The sequence below is a fragment of the Enterococcus sp. 6D12_DIV0197 genome, assembly GCF_002174385.1.
Classification (GTDB): Bacteria; Bacillota; Bacilli; order Lactobacillales; family Enterococcaceae; genus Enterococcus_D; species Enterococcus_D casseliflavus.
Genome location: NZ_NIBN01000001.1, coordinates 1138539 through 1154981 on the forward strand (window position 1 = coordinate 1138539; position 16443 = coordinate 1154981).

Annotated in this window: 13 protein-coding genes; 10 read left to right on the forward strand and 3 right to left on the reverse strand. The window is 41.3% G+C overall.

What is annotated here, in order from left to right; genetic code table 11:
* Window positions 1-176: 176 nt before the first annotated feature.
* Window positions 177-1949 carry an oleate hydratase gene (locus A5867_RS05395; RefSeq protein ID WP_087627042.1) on the forward strand — a complete coding sequence of 591 codons (1773 nt, stop codon included), beginning with the start codon at window positions 177-179 and terminating at the stop codon, window positions 1947-1949.
* 86 nt (window positions 1950-2035) lie between these two features.
* Here the strand turns inward: A5867_RS05395 and A5867_RS05400 are convergent, their stop codons facing one another.
* Complete coding sequence (locus A5867_RS05400; protein ID WP_087627043.1) at window positions 2036-2824, reverse strand: MerR family transcriptional regulator; 789 nt, start codon at window positions 2822-2824, stop codon at window positions 2036-2038.
* A 73-nt stretch (window positions 2825-2897) separates the two neighbouring features.
* On the opposite strand from A5867_RS05400, the gene A5867_RS05405 reads away from it, so the two are divergent.
* From A5867_RS05405 to A5867_RS05420, 4 genes are all read left to right on the forward strand, one after another.
* Entirely contained in the window at window positions 2898-3521 is a 624-nt protein-coding gene (locus A5867_RS05405; protein WP_087627044.1) for a GNAT family N-acetyltransferase, read from the forward strand.
* 156 nt (window positions 3522-3677) lie between these two features.
* A complete protein-coding gene (locus tag A5867_RS05410; protein WP_170927503.1) occupies window positions 3678-4517 on the forward strand; it encodes a Cof-type HAD-IIB family hydrolase in 840 nt (279 codons plus the stop codon).
* A gap of 108 nt (window positions 4518-4625) precedes the next feature.
* On the forward strand, window positions 4626-5573 hold the full coding sequence (locus A5867_RS05415) for a hypothetical protein (protein WP_087627046.1): 948 nt from the start codon (window positions 4626-4628) through the stop codon (window positions 5571-5573).
* 228 nt (window positions 5574-5801) lie between these two features.
* Window positions 5802-7466 carry a peptide ABC transporter substrate-binding protein gene (locus A5867_RS05420; protein ID WP_087627047.1) on the forward strand — a complete coding sequence of 555 codons (1665 nt, stop codon included), beginning with the start codon at window positions 5802-5804 and terminating at the stop codon, window positions 7464-7466.
* A 193-nt stretch (window positions 7467-7659) separates the two neighbouring features.
* On the opposite strand, the gene A5867_RS05425 is transcribed toward A5867_RS05420, so the two are convergent.
* On the reverse strand, window positions 7660-8244 hold the full coding sequence (locus A5867_RS05425; protein ID WP_042890028.1) for a polymer-forming cytoskeletal protein: 585 nt from the start codon (window positions 8242-8244) through the stop codon (window positions 7660-7662).
* A gap of 260 nt (window positions 8245-8504) precedes the next feature.
* On the opposite strand from A5867_RS05425, the gene A5867_RS05430 reads away from it, so the two are divergent.
* The 3 genes from A5867_RS05430 to A5867_RS05440 all read left to right on the forward strand — a co-directional run bounded on the left by A5867_RS05430 (window position 8505) and on the right by A5867_RS05440 (window position 12127).
* On the forward strand, window positions 8505-9236 hold the full coding sequence (locus A5867_RS05430) for a GntR family transcriptional regulator (RefSeq protein ID WP_087627048.1): 732 nt from the start codon (window positions 8505-8507) through the stop codon (window positions 9234-9236).
* A 156-nt stretch (window positions 9237-9392) separates the two neighbouring features.
* The gene (locus A5867_RS05435) at window positions 9393-10805 is read left to right on the forward strand and encodes a family 1 glycosylhydrolase (RefSeq protein ID WP_153883406.1); all 1413 of its coding nucleotides are present in this window, start codon (window positions 9393-9395) and stop codon (window positions 10803-10805) included.
* Between the two features lie 11 nt (window positions 10806-10816).
* Window positions 10817-12127: a PTS transporter subunit EIIC gene (locus A5867_RS05440; RefSeq protein WP_087627050.1), complete on the forward strand. Its 1311-nt coding sequence runs from the start codon at window positions 10817-10819 to the stop codon at window positions 12125-12127.
* A gap of 88 nt (window positions 12128-12215) precedes the next feature.
* Here the strand turns inward: A5867_RS05440 and A5867_RS05445 are convergent, their stop codons facing one another.
* Window positions 12216-13025: a MurR/RpiR family transcriptional regulator gene (locus A5867_RS05445; protein ID WP_015509153.1), complete on the reverse strand. Its 810-nt coding sequence runs from the start codon at window positions 13023-13025 to the stop codon at window positions 12216-12218.
* 107 nt (window positions 13026-13132) lie between these two features.
* Between A5867_RS05445 and A5867_RS05450 the strand changes: the two genes are divergently transcribed.
* Complete coding sequence (locus A5867_RS05450) at window positions 13133-15004, forward strand: beta-glucoside-specific PTS transporter subunit IIABC (protein ID WP_005225328.1); 1872 nt, start codon at window positions 13133-13135, stop codon at window positions 15002-15004.
* On the forward strand, window positions 15001-16443 hold the full coding sequence (locus A5867_RS05455) for a family 1 glycosylhydrolase (protein ID WP_016610579.1): 1443 nt from the start codon (window positions 15001-15003) through the stop codon (window positions 16441-16443). The genes A5867_RS05450 and A5867_RS05455 overlap by 4 nt, the downstream gene beginning before the upstream one ends.

Here is a 16443-nt window from a genome sequence, read left to right on the forward strand (position 1 = left end):
TTCTTAGGGGCGCTTTTTGGGTTGGGCGCAGATCTTTTTAAAAGGTGGGCCTTTGCCCTGTTTTTTTGACAAAAAGGCCGATTTGTCAAAATCACTTGTTTTTACTAGTACAAATTTTTGTCAAAAAAAATAGTTACTGATACCATAAAAACGTACCAATATTAGGAGGGATCTACATGAGATATACGAACGGAAATTACGAAGCTTTTGCAAGAAGCAGAAAACCGAAAGATGTCGAAAAGAAAGAAGCCTATATTGTTGGTGGGGGATTAGCAGGACTTGCTGCGGCAGTCTTCTTGATCCGTGACGGCCATATGGCGGGTGAGAAAATCCACGTCCTTGAAGAACTTTCTTTATCAGGCGGTTCATTAGACGGAAAATTCATTCCCCATGATGGATTTGTGACCCGCGGCGGTCGCGAAATGGAAAATCATTTTGAGTGCCTGTGGGATCTATTTCGCTCGATTCCATCTTTGGAGGTGGAAGATGCTTCGGTGCTAGATGAGTTTTACTGGTTGGACCACGATGATCCAAATTCGTCTAACTGTCGGATTATCCACAATCGAGGCCAACGAGCAGCAGATGATGGAGAATTTACCTTGTCTGCTACAGCACAAAAAGAATTAACCCAATTATTTATGACTTCAGAAGATCAATTGATCGGGAAAAAAATCGAAGATGTTTTTGGCGAAGAATTCTTTGAATCTAATTTTTGGCTATACTGGTGTACGATGTTCGCCTTTGAAAAATGGCATTCGGCGATTGAAATGCGCCGCTATGTGTTGCGTTTTGTGCACCATATCGATGGCTTGCCTGATTTTACTGCGTTAAAATTTACCCGTTACAACCAATATGAGTCATTGGTCAAACCACTACTTGCTTATTTGGAAGAACAAGGAGTTGACTTCCAATATGAATGCACCGTCAGCAATATCGATGTTCGGATCGTGGGCGAGGAAAAAGTTGCTCAAAAACTTGTGCTGGAAAAAGCGGGAGCAATCGAAGAAATTCCTTTATCAGAAGATGACTTGGTCTTTGTTACCAACGGATCGATCACTGAAAGTTCCACGCAAGGGGACCATTATACTCCAGCGCCTATCTCAAAAGCACCTGGTGGCAGCTGGCGTTTATGGAAAAACTTGGCGGCGCAATCGCCTGAGTTTGGTCATCCAGAAGTCTTTTATGAAAACTTACCTGAAGAAAGCTGGTTTGTTTCGGCAACCGTGACTTGGCAAAATTTTGATGTGGAACCTTATTTAGAAAAATTGACCCATCGCAAGTTGCGAACAGGCAGAATCGTCACTGGCGGGATCATCACCATCAAAGATTCCAATTGGATGATGAGCTTTGCGACCCATCGCCAACCGCACTTTAAAGAACAAAAAGACCAACAAACGATCACATGGGTGTATGGCTTGTTGTCAAATACACCAGGGAACTACATCAAAAAACCAATTGAACAATGTTCTGGACAAGAAATCGTGCAAGAACTGCTTTACCATTTAGGCGTGCCAGAAGCAGAAATCCAACGCATTTCAAAAGAATCAAGTGTGGCAGTTCCAGTCTACATGCCGTTTATCACTTCTTACTTCATGCTGCGTGAACCAGGGGATCGGCCATTGGTTATTCCAAATGGCTCCAAAAACTTAGCTTTTATCGGTAATTTCGCAGAGACTGAACGAGACACTGTTTTTACAACAGAATATTCCGTTCGGACTGCAATGGAGGCTGTTTATCAGCTATTAGCTGTGGAACGTGGGGTACCAGAAGTGTTTGCTTCCGCTTATGATCTACGTACTTTGGCCAAAGCTGTCTATTATCTGACCGATAAGAAAAAAATTACGGAAATGGAGCTGCCGTTTATCGAACGGAAACTCTTGGAAGGCTTCGTTAAGAAAACCGAACATACCTACATTGGCGATCTGTTGAAAGAAAACCATTTGATTTAAATAAAACGCAACGACAACGAGGCGAAAGAAGCTGCTCGTTGTCGTTGCGTTTTTTATTTGCTTTTTAGCGCAGTTTGAACGAATCATTATTCCTCAGATAAAATCCGAACTTGGATCTCTGTCAAATAAGCTTGCTCGTTGCTAAGGGTCGTTTCGTGGATCGATCGTTCATAGAAGTAGTCATCGATTTGCCATTGGTGCGTCGCAATCAGCTGCTTGAGTTTTTGATAGAACTGCTTCAATCCTTCGTCATCCCCCTGATAAATGGCGGTTAAATAGCATCCTGCTGGTTTCACGAAGGAAGTCCCTTGCGGCTCTTCTTGCCGCACGTAAACGTAGTCGATGTCTTGCGTATCGTCTTTGTTCGTCCGAATCATAAAACCGTACTCGTTATTCGAGAATAGATAAGGCTGTACCATCAAAAGATCGTAGGCTTGGGTGATCATCTCTGGGATGGAGCTGCCGTTTAATCTAGGACTGAGGGAGAAATATTCCTCTGGCTGTTCCTTCAAGGTGAAGGGGGAAGTTTTTTCTGCAGCCAGGCGCAAATCCGCAGCTTTTCGTTCGATGATTTTTTTGATGTTAGTCAACTGCTGAATTTTTTCATCGATGGTTTGCCGCTTGGCTTCCAATAAGTTTCTCATGGTCTCGGCATCCCCCTGCAGCGCTGTTTGGATCTCTTTTAAGGGCATCGATAATTCTTTCATTGACAGGATCAATCCGAGATCCAAAAGTTGATCAAGGGAATAATACCGATACCCGTTCTCGTCTTTGCTGTTTGGTTGAAATAGCCCAATCTCGTCATAATAGTGGAGTGTCCGAGGATTGATCCGCGCGAAGCGTGCCATTTCCGATACTTTTAATTTGGTTTTCATGGCGTTCCTCCTTGACTTTACAGTTACTGTAAACTTTATACTAAGGATAGTCAACTACTGGGAGGAAGATAGAATGAATAAAAAAGTAACGTATCGACCATTTAAACGAGAAGATCTGCCTGCGCTTGTGCAAGTAATTATTGATAGCTGGAACTACGACAAGCAATTTGACAAGAAGACCGCCAAGCACTTTGCTCATGTCTTTTTGTGTTATGAACTTGCTCGTGCGACCTATTCGCGGGTGGCTCTTTTAAATGGTGAAGCTGTCGGTATCTTATTAGCAGATAGTAAGAGAGGGAAGAAGCTTCATCCAGCGCGCTATTGGGGGAAAACGATTTGGCATGCTGGCTGCTTACTGCTTACGAAAGAAGGGAGAAATACGCTGCTGCATTATGCCAAAGAGGTGGCTGAGTTAAATCAAGCGATGTTGAAAGACTTACAAACTCCTTTTCAGACCGAAGTTGGTTTGTTTGCCGTTAGTCCCAAAACACAAGGATTGGGTGTAGGGAAGCAGCTGTTTACTTCCTTTTTAGCGATGGTCCAGCAGGAAAAAACGGCTCCGTTTTTCCTTTATACCGATACCACCTGTAATTACGGTTTTTACGAGCATATGGGCTTGAAGCGGGCAGCTGCTGTGAAACGCTGGATCAAAAAACCGATCAAGAAGGAAATCGAGTTTTATATCTATACTTCCTAAGAGTGCAGCGATGCACTCTTTTTTCATTGGCTAGTATGGTAAACTGGAAGCAAAGAAGGTCAAGGAAGCTGTTTTCGTTTTATGGAAACGGCGCTTATTTTGGTCGAAAGCGATGGCTCAATCCGCTTTCGTAAAAAGGATGGGGAATGGGAAAGGATGGTTTATTTGGAAAAAAAGCAGATAGGGTTTATTTTAAGTGATATTGATGGGACGATCTTGGATCATAAGCATCAAATCGATCTGGATTTGATTGAAGAAATCAAACGATTGAAGCAGCAAGTGATTCCTTTTGTTTTGGCTTCCGCTCGCTCCCCGAAAGGAATGCTACCGATAGCTCAAGAATTAGGGATAGAAGACTGGCCCTTGGCTTGTTACAACGGTGCCCTGATTGGAGGGTACGATCAAAAGGGCACACTGGTACCGATTTTCAGTCGTGAGGTCAAAAAAGCAGAAGCAAAAACTTTGGTTGCGCGCATCAAAGCTGATTTTCCTAGTGTTTCCATCAATGTCTACTCTGGTGATCAGTGGTATTGCGAAAGAGTGGACCAATGGGCACGAGCAGAAGCGGCGATCACCAAAGAGACTCCTGTAGAAACTTCATTAGAACAACTGTTGGCACAAGAAGCTTTTGAGGTTCATAAGTTTCTTTTGATCGGCACAACGGCAGAAATCCAAGCGCTTCATGCTGCCTGCCAGAAAGCTGGATTTTTAGAAAGCGCCTTTTACTTATCCAAAGAGAATTATTTGGAAGTCACTCATCAAGCTGTGGGAAAAGATAAGGCGCTAAATGAATTGGCGGCCTATTTTCAAGTGCCGCTGGCGCAAACCTTAGCGATTGGCGATAATTTTAACGACCTGCCAATGATTGCTTCAGCTGGTATTGGTGTTGCGATGGAGAATGCGCCCGAATTGGTCAAAGCAAAAGCTGATTTTGTGACGACTAGCAATACAGACCATGGGGTTGCTGATGCGTTGCGGCGATTTGTCACAGAATAGATAAAAAAACTAGGTTTTTTGAACAAATTGATTGACTTTCATTTCTACTCTCCTTAAACTTTTAGCTATACCTAAAAAGGTAAGTGTTTGTTGGAAAGAAGGAGAAAAATGAATAAGAAGATCGAGAAGACATTGACCAAATTTGCCGAGCCGTTGGGGCTCTCCGTTGATACTTCCACTGGGGTGATTTATGGAACGTATCATAGTTATAAACTTTTTTTAGTTCAAGAGAATAACAATAGTTATTCTCTAGTGGCTCATTTTTCACTTAGCAAAGATGGCGAACTTCCCAACCAAGAAGAAGTCAAAGAAGTTTTAAGTGAGTCAAAAGAGATCATCGACTGTGTGATCCAAGGATATCAAGTTGCCTATACTTTACGCGGAGCGATGACTGCAGGGAAAACCGTGGACAAGTTACGTACTGCGTTGGACCAGTTGACGAATTTTTTGAAGACGAAAGGCTTCCAAAATGCTTGTACCTTCTGCGGCGCGGTCACTGAGCCGGTTTCGCTGTATGCTATTGGCGGTGCTCCCGTCATTGCCTGTGAAACTTGCTTTAAGAAACAACAAGAAGCAGTCCTTGCGCAAGAACGGGAAAAAGGGCAGAAAAAAGAAAATTGGTTAGCTGGAACCGTGGGTGCGTTTCTTGGCTCACTGATTGGTGCCGGCGCAATTATTTTATTAGGACAACTGGGGTATGTTGCTGCATTGTCTGGGATCGCGATGGCGATCTGTGCCATCAAAGGGTATGAATTATTAGGTGGAAAACTCAGCACAAAAGGTATTATTAGTAGTATTATCGTCATGATCATCATGGTCTATGTCGGGAATCGTATCGACTGGTCGATCAGTGTAGCGAATTATTACACGGACGTTGATGTCTTCTATGCCTTCCGTATTTTACCTGATTTGATTCGTGAAGGATATTTGGAAGCGAGTCAATATTACGGGAACTTAGGTCTGGTCTATCTCTTTACGGCGATTGGGGCTGTGCCAACTATTATCGCTACGGTACGAGAGGGGAAAGTGACGCGTCAAAGCTATAAAATGGAGTAATCCACGTTTCTATCCAAAGATAAAAAAACACAAAGTGAGATCTTTTTCGCTTTGTGTTTTTTGTTTTTGTGTCATAAATAATAACATGCAGTGTTAACATAAAAAATAAATAATAATAAAATGAGAAAAATAGCTTGCTTTTATAATTAATATTTATTAAAATCTTATTTACATTCAGAGTTTTGTAATAATTCTGAAAATTTTGGATTTTCATAAGGGGTAGGTAAGATGAAGAAAAAATGGGGATATGGTGTCGTCGCTGTTTGTGGAATCGTATTAGCAGGTTGCTCAACAGGAGGGACATCAAGTACAGGTGAAAGTTCAAGTGGTAGTGGGACAGCAGCTGCCGAACAAATTTTTAATGTTGTGGTTCAACAAGAAATGCCGAGTGCCGATCTATCCTTAGCCACCGATACGATCAGTTTCAGTGCTTTAAATAATGTGTATGAAGGGTTGTACCGCTTAGATGCTGATAGTAAGCCCGAACCAGCAGGTGCCGCCGAATTAGCGGAAGTCAGTGAAGATGGTCTGACCTATAAATTGAAACTACGAGAAGATGCCAAATGGTCAAATGGAGAAACAGTAACGGCAGCGGATTATGTGTTTGGTTGGCAACGCACCGTAAGTGCGGAAACAGGTTCTGAGTATGCGTACTTATTTGCGCCCGTAACCAATGCCGAAGCGATAACAGCAGGTGAAAAAGATGCCTCAGAATTAGGGATCAAAGCAGTCAGTGACTATGAATTAGAAATCACGCTGACGACACCTACGCCATACTTCCAATACTTATTGGCATTTCCATCCTTCTTCCCACAAAGCCAAGCAGTCGTAGAAGACAACGGCGATCAATATGCTTCAACGAGCGACAATGCCGTTTACAATGGACCCTTTGTGTTGGCTGGCTTTGATGGGCCAGGAACCGATACAGAATGGTCATATGAAAAGAACGACCAATATTGGGACAAAGAGACGGTGAAACTTGATACCATCAATGTTAGTGTCGTAAAAGAATCATCGACCTCCTTGAATCTATTCCAAGATGGGCAAGCAGACGACGTCATCTTAACAGGAGAATTGGCACAGCAAATGGCCAATGATGAAGCGTTTGTTTCAGAACCATTAGCCCGTACTTCCTATATCGAGTTGAATCAGCGCGAAGAAGATTCGCCATTCCGCAATGAGGATCTGCGTAAAGCAATCTCTTATGCCATCGATCGTGATGCATTAGTGACGTCGATTTTAGGGGACGGTTCATTGGCTTCCACAGGATTGATACCAAAAGGAATGACCTTTAACCCAACTGATAATACTGATTTTGTCGATGAAGCGGAAAGTGTCATTGAATACGATCAAGAAAAAGCCAAAGAACATTGGGAAAAAGCCAAAGAGGCTTTGGGAATCGATTCTTTAAGTTTTGAAATTTTGGCCTCTGACACAGACTCAACCAAAAAAGCCATTGAATATATTCAAAGTGCGATTCAAGATACGCTTGATGGGGTGAAAGTTAGCCTAAGTCCAGTACCTTTCTCTGTTCGCCTTGACCGTTCAAACTCAGGTGATTTTGATGTCGTTATGGGTGGCTGGGGTGCTGACTATGCGGATGCCAGCAGTTTTACAGATCTATTTGTAACCGATAATTCATACAACCGAGGTCGTTGGACAAGCGATGAGTACGATGCAGCAGTGAAATCATCTGCCACGACAAATGCTGGCAATCCAGATGCCCGCTGGCAAGATTTGTTGGATGCAGAGAAAATCATTATGGATCAACAAGGGGTTATCCCTGTGTACCAAAACGTTGAAGCTCATTTACGTGCACCAAAAGTAAAAGGGGTCGTTTCTCACGGTGCCGGTGCGCAATACGATTACAAGTGGGCAGTTATTGAAGAATAAGCGCCTAAAGAAGAAGCTGGTTTTGCGTAAGCAAGCCAGTTTTTTTCTTGTGCTTTGTTCTTACTTACACAATGTTAGTAATGAGAGCGGATGCAATTGTTTATAAAAAAACAAAAAAAAGTTGACAAGGATCAATGATCAACTTGTCAACCTCGTTTTTTCTTCATCTATTTCACAGAAATCCAGTGAAAGATTATTCGCTAACTGTTACGTCGCCTGTTACAGAAGCGCCATCTTCGTCAAGTGTTGCTGAATCTTGGAATTCTTTTGAAGTGAATGTTACGTTACCTTCAACTTTTGCACCGTTCAATACAAAGCCGTTTGCATTCACTTCAACGTCACCTTTGATTACACCGTGAACGATGTTGAAGTTTTCTGAGTTAACGATCAATTTAGGAACAGTTACTGTGTACTCAGCTGTTACGTTGCGGTCTTCATCTTGTGAGTACAATGCAAATTTACGGTAGATATCAGCTGAGTCATCGCCTTTATCATGGAATTCGCCATCAACGGTTACATCGTTATCAAATGTCATGTCAGCAGTTACAGCAACGATCCAGTTACCATCTGCACCCAATGCTTTTTCAATGACTGAAGTTTGGTCACTGATAGAAGCAGTTGAAACAACATCATCTGATGATTCAGTTGATGCAGCAGTTGAAGCTGCTGTTGATGATGATGAGCTTGCAGCTGTGTCGTTATCTGAACTACATGCAGCTAAAAGAGTGCCTCCCATAAGCAATGATGCAGCGATTAAAGTGATTTTAGTTTTTTTCATGTTTCCTTCTCCTTTGTATTCCCATAGTTTTCTTAAAAACAAAATGATTATACCATACCGAAGTGAAGTTTGTGAAACAAAAAACATAAATGAGGAGAAATTTAATAAATAGCAGCCTAGTATTAAAAAAATTTCAAATTCACAGATGGGGGAGGTAGGAAAATTTCTGTAGGTTAAAAAATCGTAGGTGGCTTGTTGACAAAGATTAATGCTAAAATTTGAAGGAAGCTACAGTCTGAAAAGGGGAGGAGGAAAAAAGAATGAGTAAAGCTGAGTTTATTGTGGAGGATTTATTAAGCAAAATCTATCAAAAGAAGAGCAAACCCTCCCAAAAAATTCTTTCAGAAAGAAATCTCGCGGAAAAATATGAAGTATCGCGAAATACTGTTAGAAAAGCGTTAAAAAAATTGATCGATATAGGTGTTTTGGAAGCTGTCCCTAAAAAAGGTTATCTAATCAAGAAGACAAAAGTAAACCCAAGCTTGATCTACAGCTCGGTAACTGAAAAAAAATCGAATCAAATAGAATCAAAAGTCCTTTTATTAAAAGAACGAGAAATGACAAAAAGAGAAGCGAATATCTTTGATGCCCAATTGATTGGATCTGTTTGGGAGTTGAAGCGTTTACGCATTCTTGATCAAAAGGTAACGGAGATTCAAGAGTCGATTTTTCCTAAAAAAGTATTTCCTTATTTTGATGAAGAGATGGGGAAAGGTTCGATTCAGAAACTATTGATTGATGCTGGTTATTATATCTCTCATAGTTTGACGAGTTTTGAAGCTGTAAATCTCTCGGAGCAAGATGCGCAAGTCTTTCATCTTAAAAAAAACAGTGCTGCAATGAAAGTCACCAGTCGAACGATTACTACTGAGGGACTGATCGTTGAGTTAACTTCAAGAATTGCTGTAGATTATAAAGGGACTTTCCGTTTGCCATTTAATAAAGAAACCTTCGATTTTCGACATCAAAAAGATAAACTGCATGATTTTTGATTTTTCTGGTACTTTTTATAGATGGATTTCTATCTTTAAAAGGTACCAGATTTTTTGTGAAACCTTTTTAAATCAAAAATTGTAAGCCTTTTTATAAAATTGTGCTTTTCTTTTTCTATGATAAATTTTAGCTATCAAGAAAGAGGAGTGATAGTTATGAGCAAAGGATTTCCCGACAAGTTTTTATTTGGCGGAGCCATTGCAGCAAACCAAGCGGAAGGAGCCTACCAAGAGGGGCTCAAGGGATTGGGAATCTGCGACATTTTACCGGTGGGGAAAGAACGATTACTGACGATTGATCCTCAGTTAAAAAAAGATCACTATTATCCTTCCCACAAGGCAATTGATTTTTATCATCATGTTGAAGAAGACATTGCTTTGTTAAAAGAAATGGGTCTACAATGCTTTCGTTTTTCAATCAACTGGGCACGACTTTTTCCACGTGGCGATGAGAAAGAAGCGAACCAAGAAGGAATAGACTTTTACCATCGCTTGATTGATGGACTAATAGCTGCCAAGATCGAACCAATCGTGACCATCTCTCATTATGAAACACCATTATTCTTGGCGACAGAATACGGTGGCTGGAAAAATCGGCAACTGATTTCTTTTTTTCTCAATTATTGTGAGGTGATTTTTTCAGAATATGGTAAAAAGGTCACTTATTGGATGAGCTTTAATGAAATCAATAATATTGTAAAAATTCCGTGGTTTGCGGGCGCTTTAAGAACGGAGGAAGACGAAAATCCTGCACAAGCGCAATATCAAGCAGCTCATCATATGTTCGTTGCCCATTCTTTAGCAAACAAATCATTGAAGAAGATAAATCCTAAAGCAAAAATGGGCTGTATGCTTTCACTTAGTGGTGTGTACCCTGATACACCCAATCCGAAAGATATATTTGGTAGTTATGAGTTTCGCAGAAAATCTTTGTTTTTTTCAGACGTGATGATCCGAGGTGCCTATCCAGCATATTCTAAACGATTATTTGAAGAGTTATCTATCAATCTTGAAATAGAAAAAGGCGATTTAGAAACGATTCAATCCTATACGAGTGACTATTTAGCATTCAGTTACTACTTAACGACAGTCTACTCTCATGATTTAAAGATGAAGACGGGAACTGGCGGTCCACAAGGGAAAAAAAATCCCTATTTAGAAACTTCGCCTTGGGGCTGGCAAATTGATCCTTTGGGATTGCGGTATGTTTGTAACGAATTGTATGATCGCTATCAAATTCCATTAATGATTGCTGAAAATGGCCTCGGCATGGAAGATCACATAGACGCTAATGGCAAGATTATTGATAAAGAACGCCAAAACTATTTAAGAGATCATTTGCTTGCCTTATCTGAAGCCATCCATGATGGCTGTGAAATCCTTGCTTATACGTGGTGGGGAATCATAGATATTGTAAGTGCAGGCACAGGAGAAATGAATAAAAGATACGGTTTTATCCACGTAGATGTTGATAATGAAGGAAACGGAACATTTGAGCGTCGCAAGAAAGACAGCTTTGCGTATTACAAAAAAATAATCGAACAAAATAAAAATCTAGCTGATATGTAGGAGGGGAAATCATGTCTTTTTTTGATTCTTTTGCGAATAAAATCGGCCACACTGCCGAAGCGATCAATCAGAATAAATATCTTTACAGTATTAAAACAGCCTTTACCGTTTATATGCCATTTATTATTGTTGGCTCGTTCGCAACTTTATTTAACACCATTCTTTGTTCTGAAGAAGTCGGTCTTGCGCAATTTGCAGCTTTTTCTTTTTTAAGCGCTATCGGTCCAGCTTTTACAGCAATTAATTATGCAACTATGTCGACGATGAGTATTGCCATTGCCTTTTTGATTGGGAAAATTATTGGGCAAAGAAATGGTGTGGATGAAAACTATAGTGCGTTAGTAGCAGTCGTTTCATTTTTGACGATCGTGCCACAAACGATCGTAACAGTGGTGGAAGGAATGGAGGACATTTTAACCAGTGGTATTGCAACAACAAGTATCAATGCACAAGGCTTGTTTGTAGCGATGCTAATTGCTATTCTTTCAGTGGAACTTTTTTCTTGGTTAATGAAAAAAGAAAAATTGAAAATCCGAATGCCAGAAAGTGTACCAAGCGGAATTGCTCGGTCTTTTAATTCTTTGATACCAGTACTACTCGTTCTTCTAGTATTTTCAATTATTAGTACCGTTATTTTCAATTGGACGGGCAATTATTTAAGTGACATTATCTATAATACATTGCAAGTACCGATGCAAAAAGTGATGCAAAACGGTCCTGTTGGAATCATTTTATTGGCTTTTGCTTCAGCCATTTTTTGGGTCTTTGGTCTGCATGGCAATATGGTGATCATGCCTATCTTAAGTCCATTGGCGTTAGCAGGTCTTGCAGACAATATTGCGCAAGTTCAAGCAGGAGAAGCTGCGACAAATCCATTGACCATGACATTCTTTCGAGTATATGTGGTAATGGGTGGGGCTGGAGTGACGATTGCCTTGATTCTCTCTTTACTGGTTTTTTCAAAAAGGGAAGATCAAAAACTCATTTCAAAACTAGCTTTGATTCCAGGGATTTTCGGTATAAATGAACCGTTAGTCTATGGATTACCGATCGTTATGAATCCAATTTTTGCGATTCCATTTATCCTTTCGCAATTGATGGCTACCGTTGTTGCTTACATTGCTACAGTGACCCAGATTATTCCAGCAGCTAGTGTGGAAGTGCCGTTTGGATTGCCCTTATTTGTCAATGCGTTTGTAGGTTATCAAAGTTTTGCGGCCATTTTGGTTCAAGTAGTTATTTTGGTGCTAGCCTTTTTGATCTATTCACCATTTGTTTTAGCTTCGAACCGTATGAGAGGTAGCGAAACGGGCAACAAATAAGCAGATTTTTCCTATAAAAAACAAACACACGTCCAGTCATGTGAGCGGAAGCTTCTTTCCGCTATCGGCTGTGCGTGTGTTTTTTGTGCTACATGCGCTTTCGATCCGTCAACTGCTTGAACTTCGATACGATCAAATCCATGATGAACTGATACATAAAAGCATGGGTTTGAAAATGGGTTTGATGAGGGAAGATGATTGCTTCTTGGACAAAGGGCAGTTCCGAGATCTGTGGATTAGCGGTGATCACGATGACTTTGGCTTTGGTTCGATCGAAGAAATCTTTCCGTGGTGTTCCATTTCGAATTTGCTGTTTCGTTAGGTAGTCACCGGAGTTGGTAAAAATGATAAACAGCGATTCTTCATCAGCGGTCTTGATGATTTCTTCCTGTACAAGATCGTCTTGGAAGGTCCGAATGAACTTGCCGTTGTATGCTAGTTTGATCTGGAAATCAATAGCAGCCGATTCTGAGAATAAAATTCCAAAAGCAAAGACATTTTTATGCGTCACAATGGCTTTTGCGACCCGTTCGATGGCTGGCAGATCAAGATGATGACGCAGATAATCGATGTCTTGTACAACTGCGTCAAAATAGGAGTCTACGCCCTCTTGCTCTAAGGCAGACAAAATATTCGAACGATAATTCAGGGGATTGTTGAAGCGGTTTTCGATAAAGGCAGCGTTGTCTTTTAGATCGCCATAATCATCAAAGCCCAAGGTGCGAGCGAATTTTGAAACGGTTGACTTTGACACATGGCAAAGAGCAGCGAATTCACCAATGCTTAGAGTTTGGATCTGATCATAATGGTTGATCATGGTCAAACCGATATAGTAGTTGGTGGAATCAGTGGGTGCATTATTTAAAAGATTCAATAAACGAATGATTAAGAGGCCCATTTTCTTTCCTTTCTTGTAAGCAGTTTCCAAATTGCGAACTTTCGCAGGTGAGAGAAAAAAATCTGCTATAGTAACGCCATAAAGCGCTTTATAAATCAAACACGGGAGTGAGTCATTTGGCAAAAGATTATTCAAAACTTGCTAGTGAAATTATAGCACAGGTCGGTGGGGAACAAAATATCGTTAGCCTGTATCATTGCATCACTAGATTGCGTTTTAAGTTGAAAGATGTCGAGTTGGCACGAAAAAATAAGGATAAGATTCAGCAGCTTGATGGGGTATTGTCTGTCATTGAAGGAAATGGCCAGTTTCAAGTCGTGATCGGTAATCATGTAGCGGATGTTTTTCAAACGATCATGAGTAAGTATTCGATCCAAAATGCTTTGGAAAGTGATGGGGATGCCGAAGAATCAACAGAAAAACAAGGCAATGTATTTATCCGATTCTTCAATGTATTGTCTGCGATCTTTAATCCAATCATTGTTGCGCTTGCAGGGGCAGGGATGTTGAAAGCTTTGCTAGTTGTTTTTACAACCTATCATTTGATGGATGCGGAAGGAAGCACCTATAAAATATTAGCTGCTGCTGGCAATAGTGTCTTTTATTTCTTGCCTTTATTTTTAGCGATCAGTGCAGCGCGGATTTTCAAAGTCAATATGTTTATTGCTTTAGCAATCGTTGGGGCGTTGCTGGAGCCGAATTTTACAGCAATGGTGACGGAAAACGGTGTGACGGTCGATTTCTTTGGCATCCCAGCTGTGTTGATGGGGTATTCGGGTACCGTGATTCCAGCGATCGTTTCGATCTATATCTACTCGCACTTGGAACGACTACTCAAACGGATCATTCCTAAGAGTATCGAGATTTTTGCTCTATCACTAGTAGCTCTTTTGATCATGGTGCCTTTGACCGTTTTGATCATTGGACCGGTCGGTGTAATGCTTGGGGACGGTTTAGGCAATGCCATGAACTTTATCAGCGACAAGAGCGGGCTGTTGGCTGGCTTGTTGATCGGTGGCGGTTGGACATTCTTAGTAATGATCGGGATCCATTGGGGAGTTGTACCGATTATGGTCAATAACCTAGCGGTATATGGCTATGATACGCTGCGCCCGATGATCGCAGCAGCAACATTTGCGAGTGCTGGGGTTGCTTTAGGTGTGTTTTTACGCTCTCGCAGAAAAGAAACCAAAGGCCTGGCGCTATCTTCTTTGCTTCCAGCATTGCTTGGAGGAATTACAGAGCCAATCGTCTATGGACTTTCGGTAAAATTTAAAAAGCCGTTGATTGCTCAAACCATCGTTGGTGCCCTTGCTGGTGCGTTTATGGGAATGATGCAAACCAAGGCCATCGTCTATGTTTTCCCAGCATTGACGACATTGCCAGCTTTCTTTGGGGACACCTTTGTGTACTATTTGATCGGCATTGCCTTTGCGTTCTTCGGTACTGCTATTTTGACCTATGTATTAGGATTTGAAGAAACGGTAGAACCTGTTTTAGAAGAAGGTGCAGGGCTGCAAGTGATGACACCAGTTGCTGGTGAAGCGATCACGCTTGATGATGTCAAAGATGAAGTATTTTCTTCTCGAGCAATGGGGGATGGGTTAGCCGTTTATCCATCAGCCGGCGATATTTATGCGCCACTTACTGGTACGGTTGTGACAGTTTTTCCAACTGGACATGCTTTTGGGATCCAATCAGCTGCTGGGACGGAAGTGTTGGTTCATATCGGCTTAGACACGGTTGATTTAGCAAAAGGCGTGTTTGAGATTTCGGTGAAACAAGGGGATCAAGTCGTGAAGGGGCAAAAAATTGGCACCTTTGACTTAGCAAAAATTATTGAAAAAGGATATGATCCGACAACCATGTTGGTCTTTACCAGTGTGATCAAAGAAGATGCATTGACAGTTGTGGATCAAGCGAAAAAAGACGTTACCGCTTTGGTAGCAAATGATTTATTAAAAGGAGCGATTTCATGAGTGTATTTCCAAAAAATTTCCTATGGGGCGGCGCGATCGCCGCAAATCAAGCCGAAGGAGCTTATTTGGAAGGAGGAAAAGGATTAAGTGTAGCAGATATTTTACCAGTTGGTGAAAAACGTATTGAGCAAGTTTCACTGCAGCTTGAAGAGGATAACTTTTATCCGAGCCATGAAGCCATCGACTTTTATCATCGGTACCCAGAAGACATTGAACTGTTTGCGGAAATGGGCTTGAAGTGTTTGCGTACCTCAATTGCTTGGAGTCGCATTTTTCCGAATGGGGATGAGACGGAACCCAATGAAGCAGGTTTACAATTTTATGATGATTTATTTGATGCCTTGAATGAAAAAGGGATCCAACCAGTTGTTACATTAGCTCATTTTGAGACGCCACTGCATTTGGTGACGAAATATGGTGGTTGGCAAAATCGTGCACTGATCGATTTTTTTGATCGGTATACAAAAGTGGTTTTTGCACGCTACAAAGGGAAAGTGAAATATTGGATGACTTTCAATGAAATCAACCATACCCATACGATCCCGTTACTCGCAGCAGGTATCGATGTGTTTTCTTTCGAGACTGAAGAAGAAAAATTACAGGCACTTTATCAAGCAAGTCATAATATGTTTGTTGCAAGTGCCAAAGCAGTTCTGAATGGGAAGGCAGTAGATGAAAACAATCAGATTGGCTGTATGCTGTCACTGAGCCCGATTTACCCTGCGACGTGCAACCCGCAAGATGTTTTTGAATCGTATCAACTGCGCCGTCGTTCCTTGTTCTATAGTGATGTGCAATTGCGAGGAGCCTATCCGGAATACTTCGACCGCATCGTGAAGGATAATCATCTGTTGCTGGACATTACAGAAGAAGATCTAGCGATCATTAAAGCGGGGACCTGCGATTATTTAGGCTTTAGTTTTTACCGCAGCTCATTGCATGAAGCAGGCATGAAAATTTTAGGCAATACTGGCGGATTACTAGGGAAAAAGAATCCTTACCTAAAAGAAACTGCTTGGGGATGGCCGATCGATCCGCTGGCATTACGCTATGTTTGCAGCGAATTGACTGATCGCTATCAAAAACCATTATTTATCGTTGAAAATGGAATTGGTTTAAAGGATGTTGTCAATGAAGATGGATCGATCGTCGATGAAGAACGGATGGCCTATTTGAAAGACCATGTAGAAGCAATGGCGGAATCGATCAAAGATGGCGCAACGATTCTAGGCTATACATGGTGGGGACCGATCGATATCGTTTCTGCGGGGACAGGAGAGATGGAAAAACGATACGGCTTTATCTATGTTGATAAGCAAAATGATGGTAGCGGAGATCTTTCCCGCAAGAAAAAAGCTAGTTTTGCGTATTATCAGCAAGTGATCGCCACGAATGGGGAAGCGTTGGCGTACGAATCATTTTTGAAAGGCGGCAAGTAA